The 16,347-nt window shown below is 59.1% G+C and carries 11 protein-coding genes; 8 read left to right on the top strand and 3 right to left on the bottom strand.

Annotated elements, in window-relative coordinates; translation table 11 throughout:
- Positions 1-293 precede the first annotated feature (293 nt).
- Together DESU86_RS12145 and DESU86_RS12140 are read right to left on the bottom strand one after the other, a co-directional pair.
- Positions 294-2,486 (bottom strand): glutamine synthetase III family protein, encoded by a 2,193-nt coding sequence (locus tag DESU86_RS12145; RefSeq protein ID WP_179981279.1) that lies wholly within the window; start codon positions 2,484-2,486, stop codon positions 294-296.
- 158 nt (positions 2,487-2,644) lie between these two features.
- A complete protein-coding gene (locus DESU86_RS12140) occupies positions 2,645-3,067 on the bottom strand; it encodes an FKBP-type peptidyl-prolyl cis-trans isomerase (RefSeq protein ID WP_179981278.1) in 423 nt (140 codons plus the stop codon).
- Positions 3,068-3,355: 288 nt separating this feature from the next.
- Here DESU86_RS12140 and lysA point away from each other — a divergent pair, with 288 nt between their 5' ends.
- The 8 genes from lysA to DESU86_RS12105 all read left to right on the top strand — a co-directional run bounded on the left by lysA (position 3,356) and on the right by DESU86_RS12105 (position 15,231).
- Positions 3,356-4,633: a diaminopimelate decarboxylase gene (lysA, locus tag DESU86_RS12135; RefSeq protein WP_179981277.1), complete on the top strand. Its 1,278-nt coding sequence runs from the start codon at positions 3,356-3,358 to the stop codon at positions 4,631-4,633.
- A 322-nt stretch (positions 4,634-4,955) separates the two neighbouring features.
- A complete protein-coding gene (locus tag DESU86_RS12130; RefSeq protein ID WP_232088360.1) occupies positions 4,956-6,368 on the top strand; it encodes an MATE family efflux transporter in 1,413 nt (470 codons plus the stop codon).
- A 201-nt stretch (positions 6,369-6,569) separates the two neighbouring features.
- The gene (locus DESU86_RS12125) at positions 6,570-7,463 is read left to right on the top strand and encodes a DUF2156 domain-containing protein (RefSeq protein ID WP_179981276.1); all 894 of its coding nucleotides are present in this window, start codon (positions 6,570-6,572) and stop codon (positions 7,461-7,463) included.
- A 410-nt stretch (positions 7,464-7,873) separates the two neighbouring features.
- Positions 7,874-8,206, top strand: a complete 333-nt coding sequence (locus tag DESU86_RS12120; protein ID WP_197957561.1) for a YnfA family protein — start codon at positions 7,874-7,876, stop codon at positions 8,204-8,206.
- 979 nt (positions 8,207-9,185) lie between these two features.
- On the top strand, positions 9,186-9,311 hold the full coding sequence (locus DESU86_RS14650) for a hypothetical protein (protein ID WP_269474319.1): 126 nt from the start codon (positions 9,186-9,188) through the stop codon (positions 9,309-9,311).
- Between the two features lie 263 nt (positions 9,312-9,574).
- On the top strand, positions 9,575-10,726 hold the full coding sequence (locus tag DESU86_RS12115) for an efflux RND transporter periplasmic adaptor subunit (RefSeq protein WP_179981275.1): 1,152 nt from the start codon (positions 9,575-9,577) through the stop codon (positions 10,724-10,726).
- A 10-nt stretch (positions 10,727-10,736) separates the two neighbouring features.
- Complete coding sequence (locus tag DESU86_RS12110) at positions 10,737-13,826, top strand: efflux RND transporter permease subunit (protein ID WP_179981274.1); 3,090 nt, start codon at positions 10,737-10,739, stop codon at positions 13,824-13,826.
- Positions 13,816-15,231 carry an efflux transporter outer membrane subunit gene (locus DESU86_RS12105; protein ID WP_197957560.1) on the top strand — a complete coding sequence of 472 codons (1,416 nt, stop codon included), beginning with the start codon at positions 13,816-13,818 and terminating at the stop codon, positions 15,229-15,231. Before DESU86_RS12110 ends, DESU86_RS12105 begins: the two co-directional genes overlap by 11 nt.
- 382 nt (positions 15,232-15,613) lie before the next feature.
- On the opposite strand, the gene DESU86_RS12100 is transcribed toward DESU86_RS12105, so the two are convergent.
- Positions 15,614-16,255 (bottom strand): TetR family transcriptional regulator, encoded by a 642-nt coding sequence (locus DESU86_RS12100; protein WP_179981273.1) that lies wholly within the window; start codon positions 16,253-16,255, stop codon positions 15,614-15,616.
- Positions 16,256-16,347: the final 92 nt, after the last annotated feature.

Raw genomic sequence — 16,347 nt, 5'->3', positions numbered from 1 at the left:
CCTTTGGGTTTTAAACATACAAAAAAAGCGCCGTCTCCTGTGGGGAGACGGCGCCTGAATACAGCTATGCCAACGTATCGGAACTAGTTAGCCCGCACGTCTCCCCCACGCAGTTGATTGCGCCACCACCAGCCCTGATAGCTGCAAGAAATGGTGTTGGGGAAAGAGTTCATGCGAATACCTGAGTCCTTTACTTTTTTGTGAACCTACACATGTCCCCGCCTGCTGTCAACAGAAACATGCCGCCTTTATGCGGAAACCGCAGGCGGGTTCAATACCGCCCGTCAAAACGCCTACTTGCCGAACAGGATTTCCTGATAATTGGGCAGGGCCCACAGATCGTCCGCCACGCGGGTTTCCAGCATGTCCGCGTGCTTCCGCACCCTGGCCATGTGCGGCAGCACTTCGCTGCAATAGTGGCGGGCGGCCTCAAAACCCACGCCCAGGGCGTCAGCCTCGGCCAGCACGTTCTCAAGCGCTGCGATGGCGGCCTGCATCTGGCGAAGCTGATCAGTCACCTCTTCAAGGGTGATGGTTTTGGCTTCCAGCCCCAGAGAGCGCATACTGGCGGCGGTGCTCGCAAGCTCGCCCTGATAGCGCATGGCGGCAGGGAATATGATTGTGCGGGCCATGCGGATAATCAGGTTGGCCTCTGTGCGCACGGTCTTGCAGTACTGCTCCACATAGATGTCCTGCCGTGCCCGCAGTTCCGACCTGTTGAGCACGCCCGCCTTTTCATAAACTTCCACCACTTCGGGGCTGACAAACACGGGCAGCGCTTCAGGGGTGGTGCGCAGGTTGGGCAGGCCACGCCGTACAGCCTCTTTGTGCCAGATTTCGGAGTACCCGTCGCCGTTGAAAATGACGGCGCTGTGCTCCTCAATGACATGGCTGATGAAGGATTCCAGAGCTTCGGTGAAGCTTCTGCCCTCACCCATTTCCTTTTCAAGCCAGTCGGCGGCAAAGCCCAGCGAATCCGTCATGATGACGTTGAGCGCCGTGATGGAACCCGCCGCAGACTGGCTGGATCCAAGGGCGCGGAACTCAAAACGGTTGCCGGTAAAGGCCACGGGGCTTGTGCGGTTGCGGTCGCCGGGGTCGGCGGGCAGCGGAGGCAAAGTGTCCACGCCGATGTTGAGCGCCCCGCGCTTTTTGCCGTTGGCGGCATCGTCGATGCGTCCGGCGCGAAAAGCCTCAAACACTTCGGTGAGCATGTCGCCGAGGAAGATGGACATGATGGCCGGGGGGGCTTCATTGGCACCCAGGCGGTGGTCATTGCTGGCGCTGGCCACGGTGGCGCGCAGCAGGCCGCCGAACTTGTGCACGCCACGGATCATGGCCGCGCAGAACACCAGAAACTTGGCGTTGGCGTGCGGCGTTTCACCGGGATCAAAGAGCGAGCCGAGATCCGCGTTGCCGATGGAATAGTTGACATGCTTGCCCGAACCGTTGACCCCGGCAAAGGGCTTTTCGTGCAGCAGGCACTTGAGCCCGTAGCGCTTGGCCACGTTGCGCAGGGTGGACATGATGATGTGGTTGTGGTCCACGGCCAGATTGCTGACCTCGTACAGGGGCGCGATTTCGTACTGGCTGGGGGCCACTTCATTGTGGCGGCAGCGCACGGGCACGCCCAACTTGTAAAGCTCGCGCTCCACTTCCATCATATAGGAAAGCACCCGCTGGGGAATGACGCCGAAGTACTGGTCGCTGAATTCCTGCCCCTTGGCCGGACGCGCGCCAAAAAGGGTGCGACCGGCTATCTGTATGTCGGGCCGGGCAAAATTGAAGTTGTGGTCAATGGCGAAATATTCCTGCTCAAGCCCGGCATACGCCACCACCGGCAGTTCCGTTTCCTGCCCGAAAAGACGCAGCACGCGCTTGGCTTCGCGGTTGAGCGCCTGACTGGAGCGCAGCAGCGGCGTTTTTTTGTCCAGAGCCACGCCCGTCCACGAAAGGAACATGGTGGGGATGCACAAAAAGGTGCCGTTGGGGTTTTCCATAATATAGGCCGGGCTGGTCACATCCCACGCCGTGTAGCCGCGCGCTTCGAACGTCGAGCGCAGGCCGCCGGACGGAAAGGAAGAGGCGTCGGGTTCGCCTCGAATGAGCATGGAGCCGGAAAATTCGGCAATCACGCCGCCAGAACCGTCGGGCATGAGAAAGCTGTCGTGCTTTTCGGCGGTCTGCCCGGTGAGCGGGTAGAAAATATGGGTAAAGTGGGTGGCCCCTTTTTCAATGGCCCAATCCTTCATGACCGCGGCCACGGTGTCGGCGATGGAAGGGTCCATGCGCTGGCCGAACTCAATGGTCTTGCGCAGGGAGCGGTACACGCTCTTGGGCAAACGCTCGCGCATGACGCGGTCATTGAAAACATTGCAGCCAAAAATGTCTGTGGGCCTGGTATCGGCGAAATTGAGAGGGGCCGCTTCAGGCTTGTAGGTGGTGATGGCCTGAATGGCATTGTGTCTGGCGGTTTTGCTGCTCATATACAACCTCGCGTCGAAAAAGGGGCTGACGCATCAAAAAAAATCGTTCTGAAACTCTTCCGCCGATATGGGCCGGGCCGCAATAATTCCGGACAGCCACATGGCGCAATGCCTTGAAAAAGGCCGGCAGACTGTCGCCCGCCGGCCTGATGCCTGCTCTAGTTGACGCCGACGATCTCGATTTCAAACGTGAGAGCCTTGCCCGCCAAGGGATGGTTGGCGTCAAGGGTCACTTCATCGGCGGTCACTTCAGTAATGGTCACATCCATCTGGCCCTGTTCATTGGACAGTTGCAGGGGCACGCCCACATTGAGGGGGATGTGATCCGGCACCTGGCCGCGGGCCACGGTGAACACCAGTTCCGGGTCGGCTTCGCCATAGGCTTCGGCCGGGGCGATGGTCACGGTGACGGTCTCACCGGCTTCGCGTCCTTCCACGGCAGACTCAAAGCCGGGAATGAGCATGCCTTTGCCCATGACGAATTCCAGGGGGTCGCGTTCGCGCGAAGAGTCAAACACTGTGCCGTCTTCCAGGGTTCCCGTATAGTGCGCGCGCACCGTGTCGCCTTTCTTGATAGGCATAACTACTCCAAATGGTGGTCTGTGGGCGATTGGCGGGTGCCCTGCCGCAAGGTTCCATATGCGCTGTCCTGCGGCACAAGCGCATGAAAAGCGCCCGTTATCAAAAAAAGAACCAAAACACGACAGGCTTTTTATGTCAATGCGCCAGTGCGCACGGGCGCTCCTGCGCCGGGCCAAGGCTTGACAGTGCACACCATGACCGGGATAATTGTAAATTACCCCCCAGAGGTGATCTACTGCCCGGGCGCGGGCAGCAACAGAAATTTTTGAGGCATCCCAGAGGTATCTATGTCCGACATTCGCTCCAGTTATACTGATAATCAACACTTTTACGGCCGCCACACACCGCGCGAACTGGCAGAAACCTTCGGCACTCCGCTCTATGTGTATAATGAGGACGTGCTGCGCCAGCGGTGCCGCGATCTCATGGGGCTTTCGAGCCATCCGGGCTTTGGCGTCAACTATTCCATCAAGGCCAACGCCAACCCCGCGCTGCTGCGCATGGTGCGTGAAGAAGGCCTGGTGGTGGATGCCATGAGCCCCGGCGAACTGTACATGGATCAGCTTGCAGGCTTCAAACCCGAACAGATCCTGTATATTTCCAACAACAATTCGCGCCGAGAGCTGCAAAACGCCCTTGGGCACAATCTGCTTGTCAGCGTGGACTCGCTCTCCCAACTGGACGACCTCGGCGCCATCAACAAGGGCGGCAAGGTTATGGTGCGCTTTAATCCCGGCATCGGCGCAGGCCACCACGCCAAGGTCGTGACCGCCGGCAAGGAGACGAAGTTCGGCGTCAACCCCGGCCAGATGGACGAGGTCTTTGCCCTGCTGAAAAAGCACGACATGACCCTGGCGGGCGTCAACCAGCATATAGGCTCCCTCTTTATGGAGGCCGAAGGCTACCTCAATGCCGCAGAAGTGCTGCTGCATCTAGCCGAACAACTGCCCAAGGGCGCACTGGACACGCTTGAAGTCATCGACTTCGGCGGCGGTTTCGGCATCCCCTACCACAAGTACGAGGGGCAGGCCCGCCTGGACATGGCGGAACTTGGCAGCCGCCTGCACGCCCTCATCAGCAACTGGGCCGAAAAAACCGGCTATGCCGGGCGCTTTCTTGTTGAACCGGGCCGCTATGTGGCCGCCGAATGCAGCGTGCTGCTTGGCAGCGTGCACGCCGTAAAAAACAACGGCGACAAGCGCTATGTGGGCACTGACCTGGGCTTCAACGTTCTGGTGCGCCCCGCCATGTACGATTCCTTCCACGACGTTGAAATCTACGGCGAACCCGGCGGAACTCCACGCAAAAACATGGTGCAGACCGTTGTGGGCAATATTTGCGAAAGCGGCGACATCCTTGCCAAGGATCGCGAACTTCCGGAAATATGTGAGGGAGATGTGCTTGGCATACTTGACGCGGGCGCATATGGTTTTACTATGAGTTCCAATTACAACCAGCGTCAGCGCCCGGCCGAAGTGCTCATAAAGAGCGACGGCACGGCAAGGCTCATCAGGCGGCGCGAATCTCTTGAAGACCTGGCCCTTTGCCTTGAGGGCCTCGAATAGAGCATTTTACACTTGAAATAGTCGTGTTACGGCGGGCAAAGCTCGCCTACGACTATTTAGAGCATTTCAACTTTGAAAAAGTGCAAATGCTCTAAGGCTGCACGAAAGTGCAGCGCGCCACAACGTGGCGTGGATTCAGCCGCACATCACATTTTTCGGCTGAATGAAAACTTTGAAATGTGAAGCATTTCATAGTTAATCTGTTCTAGGGGCAAGAATTTGCACGCAAGTCCTTGCAGACGATTGATTCATTTCATTCGTAAGGTACTCTGACCACATATAACTTCGTAACGGACTGCCGTGACGGAACTGCGATTCTGCCGTGATTGAACAACGCGGTCTGTCCGCTCCTCAGAGTCGGCCCACACCGGATCTGAGCACTTCTCCCCGTGCCGTATGGCGCCTCACATGGCCCCAAATGCTCATGATGTACCTTGTGTTCTTCATGGGCCTTGTGGCCGTGTGGGTCGCGGGACAGATCAGCGCCGAGGTTCAGGCCGCCCTGGGCATGGTCAACCAGTGCGGCATCCTGCTCATGGTGGTTGCCATGGCCATCTCTAGCGGCGCCACCGCCGCCGTCAGCCAGTCTCTTGGCGCGCTTAAGGTGGCGCGCGCGCAACGCTACGTTGCCACGACCGTTTTGGGCTGTTTTGTCCTGGGCTTTGTGGTGGCGCTGCTTGGCTGGTATTTTGGCGACGCCATTCTGGGCATGCTCATGGTTCCGGACAGCATCAAGCCCCTCACAAAAGAGCTCTGGCAGGTCGGCATGCTGGCGCTGCCCGCCCAGTATGTGTACGCGGCCACGGGCGTCATGTTTCGCGCAACGCGCCAGGTCATCCCGCCCCTATGGGTGGCGGCCATTGTCTGCGTCGTCAACCTGCTGGCCTGCCTTGGCTTTGGTCTGGGCTGGTTTGGCCTGCCCAACTGGGGCTATATGGGCCTGGCATGGGCCACTGTGGGTTCACAGTGCCTCGGAGCCATATGCAACTGCGCCCTGCTCATGAATTCCGGCTATCTGCAACGCCGCACCCTGCCCACGCTGCGCTGGCTCAAGGCAGGGCTGCCCTATCTGTTCAAGGTGGCGCTGCCCGCTGGGGCCGCGCAGATTGTCTGGCAATCCGGGTACCTGACCCTTTTCGTGCTGGTGGCCTCCCTGCCTTTTGACAGCGTCAATGCCCTGGCCGGGCTCACCGCCGGTCTGCGCGTGGAAGCCCTGTTATTTCTGCCCGGTATGGCCTTCAACATGAGCGTGGCCGTTCTTGTGGGCAACAGTCTTGGCGCGGGCAAACCCAAGGAAGCAAAAAAGGTCGCCCTTACCATGGTGACCGTTTCAGCCCTTGGCATGAGCCTTATTGCCGCCCTGCTCTGGCCTTTCAGGCAGGATATCGCCCTGCTGCTGTCGCAGGAGCCGGGCACCCAGGCCCAGATTGTCAACTACCTGACCTATAACCTGCTCTCCACCCCCTTTTCCATCGCCAGCACCGTCATGGGCGGCGTCATGACCGGGGCTGGAGCAACCAAGTACAACCTGATGATTTTTGGCGGCACCTTCTGGCTGGTGCGCCTTCCCCTCGGCTGGCTGCTTGGTCATATCCTGTGGGGCACGGCCTCTGGCGTCTTTGTGGCCATGCTTGTCTCTCAGTGCCTGCAAACCAGCATCATGCTTTATGTGGTTCTTCGTCGCGACTGGATGCGCTTTGTCATGATCCGCAGCCGCCAGCCCAACCAGGCCTAGAGCTTTGACACCTTGAAAAAGTGTACATGCTCTAACGCTGCACTCTCGTACAGCGCGCCACAACGTGGCGTGGATTCGGCCAAAAATGCGATTTTCGGCTGAATGAAAGCTTTGAAATGTGAAGCATTTCAAAGGTAATCTACTCTAAGACGCCCGAAAGGGTTCCCCGGCAGCGAGACTGCCTCCCTCAAGGAGAATATCGTGAGTAAAAACTTTCTTCCCGTAAGCCTGGACGACAGCCAGGCATACTATGATCTCTGGCAGCGCACCCCCCAGCGCTCGCTGGACTATACCCTGGCCAACCTTTGGGGCTGGCAGGATTATTACGGTCTTGAATGGTGCTTTGACGATAATTTGTGCTGGATTCGCCAGACCCGCCCGTACCAGATCTGCTGGGCTCCTGTGGGCGACTGGAATGCCGTGGACTGGAAAAGCCTTCTGCCCTGCTCCTTCAACGAAACCGCCCATACCATAGTGCGCGTGCCGGAAAAGCTTCTGCACATATGGCAGGAACACCTGCCCGGCCTCGTGGACCCCGAAGAAGACAGGGGACAGTGGGAGTATCTCTACAAGCAGGAAGAACTGGCGGAACTGCCGGGCAACCGCTTTCACAAAAAGCGCAACCACTATAACAGCTATATCAAAACCTACGGCGAACCAGACTACCGCAGCCTTGACGACGCCATGGTGGAAGACGTGCTGGCCGTGCAGGACGACTGGTGCCAGTGGCATGAATGCGAAGGCTCCCCGTCGCTGATGGCCGAAAATGAGGCCATTAACCGCGTGCTGAGCCATTGGAACTGCTTTAGCGGGCTTGTGGGCGGCTCCCTTTATGTGGATGGAAAGATGGTGGCCTTCAGCGTTGGTGAAAACCTCGACGGCGAGAGCCTCGGTGTTCACTATGAAAAAGGTCTCAGCGGATTCAAGGGCGTGTACCAGACCATCAACTGCACGTTCTCCCGCCGTGCCGGAGCCGGATTCACCTATATAAACCGTGCGCAGGACCTGGACGAAGAAGGCTTGCGCCAGGCCAAAATGACCTATTTGCCCGCCGATTTCCTGCGCAAGTACAAGGTTAGCATCCGCAAAGCCTGATACCCAGGCTTTTTGCCAAAATCTGATGAAATGCCCCGACCTTTTGGGGACGCCGCCAAGGGATCAATCCCCCATGGCCCGCATGATTCGGGCCATGGGGGATTGGCGCTTCTGCCCCGGGGGCAATGGCATTTCGGAAGGCTTTGTGGGGAAAAGGGCTTTGTGGGGGAGGGGTTTCCAAGCATCACACTCATAAAAAATAGACGCGCCACGTTACACCCGCCAGCGGCACAAATACCTATGAGAATACCTCATTGTTTTGAGCACTGCGCATGGAACCGGTTTTTCAGCACGCCAGCGTAGCGCCTGCGGCACCGCTATGGCTCTCGACCGCCGACCCGCATTCTGTCATGCTGCCGCCGAGGGGCCTCGCCAACCGCGCAGCGCGCAAAAACACAGCAAAGAAACACATGATCCTGAAAACACTTTTTCTGTTTGTGGTAACGGCCATTGCTGAAATTGTGGGCTGCTATCTGCCCTATGTATGGCTGCGCAAGGGTGGTTCCCCCTGGCTGCTTGTCCCGGCGGCGCTGAGTCTTGCCCTGTTCGCATGGCTGCTGACCATGCATCCGGCGGCCAGTGGGCGCGTATACGCGGCATACGGCTGCGTGTATGTCGCCACGGCCCTTTCATGGCTCAAATTTGTTGACAAAGTGTCCCTTTCAACAACAGACATGCTGGGCGGCGCAGTGGCTCTTGCCGGCATGCTCATCATTGTTTCCGGCTGGGGCAGCCCTGCCTGATCCTATTGTTTTTGGCACGACAGCCTGATCCAGCGGCTCAAGGACGAAAACCGCTGCGCGAGCAACTTGCGCAAACACTTATGCTGAGCACTTGTTCGGGCAAGGCCTGACGCCCGACTCCACCCACGCTGGCTGCTGCAATACTCCGCGTGCATCAGGGCCAGCATCACCCACTCAATTTCCATAAAAACCTGGCGCTGCGCTTGTTCCGAAGCCGCGCCAGGTTTTTATATTTCTGCCTGTTTCCACCCACGATGTCTGTTCACCAGCAGAGTTCAGCCGCTGTCCCATATCCTTGCATTCGTATCCACCGCCGCGCCATAGGCATGGAATGGACATCTGATCCCAGGCACAGACAGTGTCCTGCCCTCAGGCAGGCATCACGCTGCAATGCTCAAGACGCCAGGATTGCGGCCTGCATCGAGCTCTGGCCCGAGATGCCCCGCATGCCAGGCGGCACTCCTTTTACTGGTAAAAGAGCGCAGAAAGGAAAAGCCGGTGGGGGCCGGCTTTTCAATGGGAAGAAAGGAGTGGGATGCGAGAGGCTGAACGTCTGCGGAAAGGTTCCGGCATGGGGGAACCGGATGAGTGCAATATGCTGTTGACGCTATATTTTTTTGTGCCGCCGCAACGATCCTTGTGTGACAAAACGGCGACGGGCCTCGCGCAGGCATTCAGCGGCGGATCAGCTTCAAGGGCACTGCCCATCGGGGCAAACCAGTCATGGCCGTCCACGCTTCTTCTGCTGACGAAAATCTGAATAGCGCCATGGGGACAGATCCCCAATGCCCATATCTGGCTGATTGCTGACAAAATTTTTACAGGCCAATCAGCTAGTTATAAAACCATGCCCGCACGGCTACAAATGCGGATTTGGATGCGAATTTCTAATGTGAACAATTCGTCGTATTGTGCGTCCACCAATAAACGTGAGCGGAGCTCGCTTGCCGCCAAAGCGCGACCCGGAGTTGGACGCCACATGACCACGACACTGAGCGCTGCTCCCATTGCGCCGCTGTGTAACCGCCTGCTCGAACAGGCCGACCAGGGCAGCGGCCCCAGTGATTGCTGGTTCACCCGAAGAGTATGGACTGCTGTGCAGTGAAACTGAGCAGTGTGCGCTTTGCGAACGCACGAACGGGGTGTGGCCGCTCGTTTCGCGCAATCCCGGCATGCCGCCGCACCACCTGACACGCAGCGCGTGCGCGCGGCATACCGCAAGGGCAGGCGCTTATTCTGGAATTTCCGGGGAAAATCTGGCGGCTGTCCTGCGCTCCATAGAAAACGGCCACCCGAGAATGCCCTTCGACGATGCCATCGAGCTGTTTGTCCGGCTGGGCCGAACCCCTCTCCAAAGGAGATTTTGCAATGTATAGTTTTTTTAAAAATGCCAGGACAGCCATCGTGTGCGTAAGCGCCCTGGCAGTCATTCTGGCTGGGCTGTGCGCATGGCGCGCTGTTCATAAGGTCAGTGCCGCGCCTGCGACCAGGCCGCCAGCACTGGTGTCCGTGGTGCGCGCAGAGCCGCGCACCATTGCGGCCGAGTTGCAGGCGGTCGGCAGCCTGCAGGCGGTGCGTGAGGTTTTGCTGGCTCCCGACACCTCCGGTCGTGTCGTTGCCATCAATTTTATGGCGGGCCAGGTCGTAAAAGAAGGCTCCATACTGGTTCAGTTGTATGACGCCCCCGAACAGGCGGAGCGAAGCGCCGCAGCGGCAAAAGCGGAATTTGCGCAATTGCAGTTGCAGCGCTCGCGAAAACTTGCCCCAAGCGGGGCCGAGCCACGCGAACTGCTGGAGCAGCGCAAGGCAGAGGCCGCCCAGACGACGGCCGCCGTCCGGCAGCTGGATGCGCGCATCCAGCAAAAACATATCCGTGCGCCGTTTTCCGGGCAGCTTGGCATCCGCCGCGTCAATGTGGGCCAATACCTCAATGCTGGCGATGTCATAGCCACATTGACGCAGCTTGACCCCCTGTACGTCAACTTTACCTTGCCGCAACAGGAGCTTCCCAAGCTGGCGCTGGGCACTCAGGTGCTGGTTACGGTGGATGCCGTGCCAGATCAGGTATTTGAGGCCAGGGTCAATGCCATTGACCCGCACATAGACGAGGAAACTCGCAATATTGCCGTTCAGGCCACACTGTCCAACACCGAAAGCGTCTTGAAATCCGGCATGTACGCCACAGTCAGACTCACCCTGCCGACAGAGAGCAACGCCATTGTGCTGCCGCTGACGGCAATCCAGACATCCGCCTCGGGAGACAGCATCCTGCTTGTGAAGGATATTGACGCCCAGGGCGTCGGCAAGGCGGTGGCAACTCCGGTCATTACGGGCCGCAGGCTTGGTGAAGAGGTGCTGGTGGCGCAGGGCGTGGAAGTTGACGACATCGTTATTGTAGCTGGTCAAAACCGCTTGCAGCCAGGCGGGAGGGTAAGAGTCAACCAGGACTCGTCCGCGAGTGCAATGGCTAAAACAGTGGGCGCCCTGGCCGACCCCACTTCAGCAGCAAAGGCTCAATGAGGAAACGGCCATGAATTTTACCGATATTTTTATCCGGCGGCCAATTCTGGCCCTGGTAGTGAGTCTGCTCATCTTGCTGGCGGGTATGGCCTCGGTCTTTTCCCTGCCGGTGCGGCAGTATCCCTACCTTGAAAATGCCACCATCAATATCAGCACATCCTTGCCGGGCGCTACCCAGGAGGTCATGCAAGGCTTTGTCACCACGCCCATCGCACAGTCCATCGCCACGGCCAGCGGCATTGAATACCTGAGTTCAACAACAACGCAGGGCCGCAGCGAAATCAAGGCGCGTCTGGTGCTCAACGCCAATGCGGACAGGGCCATGACCGAGATATTGGCCAAGGTGCAGCAGGTCAAATATAAGCTCCCGGCTGGCGTTACCGACCCTATCATCAGTAAGTCCACCGAAGGCGGCACTGCCGTGCAGTACGTGGCCTTTTTCAGCGACACCCTGACAATTCCCCAGGTTACGGACTTTGTGAGCCGCGTCGCCCAACCGCTGTTTGCAGGGATACCCGGCGTGGGTTCCGTTGACATCAACGGCGGTCAGACGCTGGCCCTGCGCATATGGATCGATCCGCTCAAGCTGGCTGCCCGCAAGCTGTCGGCAGGCGAAATAGCGGCAGCCCTGCGCGCCAACAACGTGCAGGCCGCGCCCGGCCAGCTCAAAAGCTCGATGACCATCACCAACATCAGCGCCGCGACCGACCTGCGCAACGTGGAGGACTTCCGCCAGATGGTGATCAAGTCCAGTCCCACTGGCGGGGTCGTGCGACTGGCCGATGTGGCCACAGTGGAAATCGGCGGGCAGAACTATAACAACGCCTCGTTCGCCTCTGGCGTTCCGGCGGTGTTCACGGCGATTTTTCCCACGCCGGACGGCAACCCCCTGGACATAGCCAAAAAGGCGCAGGAGCTTGTGCCGGACATACGGGCAGTGGCGCCGCCCGGGTTGACGGTCATGCCGAACTACGACGTCGCCAAGTTCATCAATGCGTCCATCGCTGAGGTGGAACACGCCCTGGCCGAGTCCATTGTGATTGTTATTGCCGTAATTTTCCTGTTTCTCGGAACCTTCCGCGCGGTCATCATACCTGTGGTCACCATTCCGCTTTCGCTGGTTGGCACCGCAGGCCTGATGCTGGCCTTTGGCTTTTCGATCAATTTGCTGACATTGCTGGCAATGGTGCTGGCCATCGGGCTGGTCGTGGACGACGCCATCGTGGTTGTGGAGAACATCCACCGCCATATCGAGGAAGGCGCATCGCCCGCACGCGCGGCCCTGCTTGGCGCACGCGAAATTGTCGGCCCGGTCATCGCCATGACCATCACGCTGGCGGCGGTATATGCGCCCATCGGCCTGATGGGCGGCTTGACCGGGGCATTGTTCAAGGAGTTTGCCTTTACCCTGGCTGGCTCGGTCATCGTCTCCGGCGTGGTCGCATTGACGCTGTCGCCGGTGATGAGCTCCATGCTGCTCAACTCCAGACAGGGCGAAACCAGACTGGCCAGACTCATCGAGCAGTACATGACGCGGCTGACGGCAAGCTACCAGCGCCTGCTGGCACGCACGCTGGCCGCGCGTAAGCTGGTGCTGCTGGTGGGCGTGGCCGTGCTGGGGACCATTGCTGCGCTGTTTATGGGCATTCGCCACGAACTCGCGCCTGCCGAAGACCAGGGCATAGTTGTCGTTATCGCCAAGGCTCCGCAGTATGCGGGCGTGGGCTATACCGCCAAATACGCCAAAATGGTCGAGAAGATATTTGAGTCCCTGCCAGAATTCGACAGCAGTTTCATGCACATCGGAGGAACAGGGCGCGGCCAGAACCAGATGCTCTCCGGGGCGATTCTTAAAAACTGGTCTGAGCGCTCCCGCTCATCCATCGAAATTCAGGGGCAGGTTCAGGCCATGGGCGCGAGCATTGATGGCGAAACCACCACGGCGGTACAGATGCCGCCGCTGCCCGGTTCCAGTGGCGGGCTGCCCGTGCAGATGGTGCTGCGCTCGCCCGATGATTTCCCCACGCTGTTTGAGACGGCCGAGCAGATCAAGAGCGCCGCGTACAAAAGTGGACTGTTCCTCTATGTGCAAAATGACCTGGCCTTCGACAGCCCGCAGGCCCACATCGCCATTGACAGCAGCAAGGCGCGTGAAATGGGCGTGACCATGCAGGCCATTGCCGACACCCTAGCGGTGCTTGTGGGCGAAAACTACGTCAACCGCTTCAATTTCCACGACCGTTCTTACGACGTCATTCCCCAGGTCAAGGACAATGACCGCATGACGCCGGACGACCTGGGGCGTTTCTATGTCAAGACACGTTCCGGCTCTCTTGTGCCATTGTCCACCGTGATTACGGTGCACACAGGCCCGCAGGCCAACGGTCTGACCCAGTTTGGCCAGATGAACTCGGCCACCCTGGAGATGATGCCGCGCCCCGGCGTCAGCATGGGCGAGGCCGTGGCCTTTCTGCAATCCCAACCCTTGCCGCCGGGCACGGGCGTCGATTGGCTCAGCGACAGCCGCCAGTTTGTGCAGGAAGGCAATCAGTTGCTGCTCTCCTTTGGCTTTGCGCTTGTTGTCATCTTTCTGGTGCTGGCGGCGCAGTTTGAAAGCCTGCGCGACCCCCTGGTAATTCTTGTAACTGTACCGCTGGCGGTATGCGGCGCGCTGGTGCCGCTTTGGCTTGGCTACGCCACCCTGAACATCTACACGCAGATAGGACTTGTCACGCTGATCGGCCTGATCTCCAAGCACGGCATCCTGATGGTCACGTTTGCCAACCATATTCAGCAACAGGAAAACCTGAGCAGGATCGAAGCCATCGAAAAGGCGGCCGCAGTCCGCATGCGCCCGGTGCTGATGACCACGGCAGCCATGGTCGCAGGCCTGCTGCCGCTGGTGTTCGCTGACGGCGCTGGCTCTGCCAGCCGGTTTTCCATCGGTATTGTGGTTGTGATGGGCATGCTGGTCGGCACCATGTTTACGCTCTTTGTTTTGCCGACCATCTACAGCTTTATAGCCAAAGATCACCGTGAATCCGCAAAAAGCGCTCGCCAGCGTGAATTTTCATCAACGGAGGTATTCCGTGCGTCTTAACAACACAGTACGGCCCATGATTCTGCTTTTATTTTTAACAACTACGGGCTGCGCCAGCGGCCCGGACTATCACGCCCCCAAGCTGCCAGACACGGCCATGGGGCCGTTTGTCAGCCAGTCGCCGCAAGTGGATGCCGCTGCGCCGCCTGAGGACTGGTGGCGGCTGTATGACGATCAGGCTCTCGATGCCATAGTGCATGAGGCTCTGGCGGCCAATACCGATCTTCGCATTGCCCTGGCAAACCTCGATCGGGCGCGGGCCATCAGCGGCGAAGCACGCGGGCAGATGTTGCCCGCGACCACGCTGGCGGGGGGCGTCAAGCGCAGCCGCGACCAGACGACGTGGAGCGGCGAGGGGCAAGCGCCTGTACAGTGGAACTACGTTGGGGGGCTGGACGTCGCCTATGAGCTGGACCTCTTCGGGCGTGTGCGCCGCGACATGGAAGCGGCCCGAGGCGATGCCGAGGCCACCGACGCCGCGTATGACGCGGCCAGGGTGCTGGTAGTGGCCGAGACGACACGTGCTTACATGGACGCCTGCGCCAATGGAGCGTCCCTTGAAGTGGCGCGTTCCTCCACCGAACTTGCGCGGCAGTCTCTGGACATCGTCTCGCATCAGGAACGCCTCGGCTCCGCATCGCGCTTTGACGTGGAGCGGTCAAGCGGCGCACTGGCCCGGGCAGAAGCGGCCATGCCCCGGCTTCAGGCCCAAAAGGACGCAGCCGTGTTCGAGCTGGCCGCCCTGATGGGCCGCACTCCCGCACAGGCTCCTGAGGCCGCGCGTATTTGCAGCAAAATCCCAAAGATGAGCGGCGCAATCCCTGTGGGAGACGGCACTGCCATGCTGCGCAGGCGTCCCGACATACGCCAGGCCGAGCGCACGCTCGCTGCGGACACGGCTCGCATCGGGGTTGCCGTTGCCGACCTCTATCCCCGCGTCACGCTCGGCGGTTCGCTCAGCTACCTGCGCAACGACTATTTGAAAGACGATCATACATGGTCGTTTTCATTGGGGCCCCTGATTACCTGGTCATTCCCCAACATCACCAAGGCACGCAGCCGCATTGCCCAGAGCAAGGCGCAAAGCGCGGCGTCGCTTGCGCGGTTCGATGGCGTGGTGCTGACTGCGCTCAAGGAATCGGAACAATCCCTGAGCAGATATGCGGGGACCGTCAACCAGCGCAACGCCCTGGCCGAAGCGCAAGCGCATGCCGAAAACGCCTTTCATATGGCCGAGCAGCGCTATCGGGCCGGGTCCATAAGTTACCTCGACGTACTCGTGGCTCAGGACACCCTTGTCAACGCGCGCCTGCAAGTGGCGCTGGCAGACCAGCAGGTCGGCACGGCGCGGGTTGATGTTTTCAAAGCCCTGGGCGGCGGCTGGCAAGAGCATTCTGCCGAGTAACGGTGCAGTTTGAAGCACCGTGAACCCTGTGGGGCAAACCTTCGGATGGCTTGCGCCAACGCAACAGCGCCAAAACCGCTGCGAGTCCGTATCCCACAGCCAATTGTATCGGCAGTGCTGCCGCTCCCCGGCGCGGGTGGGCAAAAACGCCTGGTTGTACCGGGCAGACCCGAAGTGGGCGTTCGTCTTCTTGGGGTTTGCCCGATGCGGCCGGGCGTTTTCACATGGATCGGCAACCGGCATGACCACGACACCGGAATCCAGGCGTCATCAGCAGTCAGGTTGCCGTTTTGATCTGTCATTATGGCTGGTGCCGTTTGATTACGCAGGTCAGGGAATGACCGCGTACTGAAATCGGGGCAGCCGTACCGTGCGGCCCCGCTTACAGGGGTGAATGCCCTTCAATGCTTTTCAGGTAGGCGCAAAACATATCTGCCGTTGCATCCGCATACGCGGTGATTTCCGCTTTTGTCCGCTTGGCCAGTGAAAAGCTGTTGCCTATGGATTTGAGCGTTGCAAATATGAGATCCCCAGCAAGCTTTCGGGCCGCCAGGGGCGCTCCAGGCAGTGCACCCTCCATAAAGGTATCAATCATCTCGCTGCCTTCTGTACGTGCCATGCGCGCCTCAGGACTGTCGCGATACAGGGGGGCCGCATCATTGAGCGCACTGCGGATCTCCGCTTCCTCGCATTCAGACTGTAAAAAGGCGTGCACGAGCGTGCGCAGGCGCTCCAGAGGCGGTGCACTGGCGTCTTTCAATATGCTTTGCATCATCCTGGTCGTCTGTATCCACTCATCCACCTGCAGGCGAAAAAGAATCGACACCTTATTGGGAAAGTACTGATATATGGAGCCAACGCTGACCCCAGCCTTTTCCGCAACGCGCGCCGTGGTAAACCGGGTTACGCCCTCCTCGGCCAGAACCAGGGCCGCCGCTTGCAGAATGGCTGTAACCAGTTCTGCTGACCGTGTCTGCTGGGGTTTTTTGCGCGAGGCGATCTGAGGGTGTCTGTCAATATTCATGTTGGTGTGCCGTGTTGATATTGTGAATGAAATGCCCTTACTGGCAGTGCCACATAATGCGACTAATTATTCGCATATTAGCCATGCCTGCG

The sequence above is a fragment of the Desulfovibrio sp. 86 genome (assembly GCF_902702915.1).
GTDB lineage: Bacteria > Desulfobacterota > Desulfovibrionia > Desulfovibrionales > Desulfovibrionaceae > Desulfovibrio.
The sequence above is the reverse complement of the archived record's forward strand: the minus strand, read 5'-3'. Positions and strand labels throughout refer to the sequence as shown.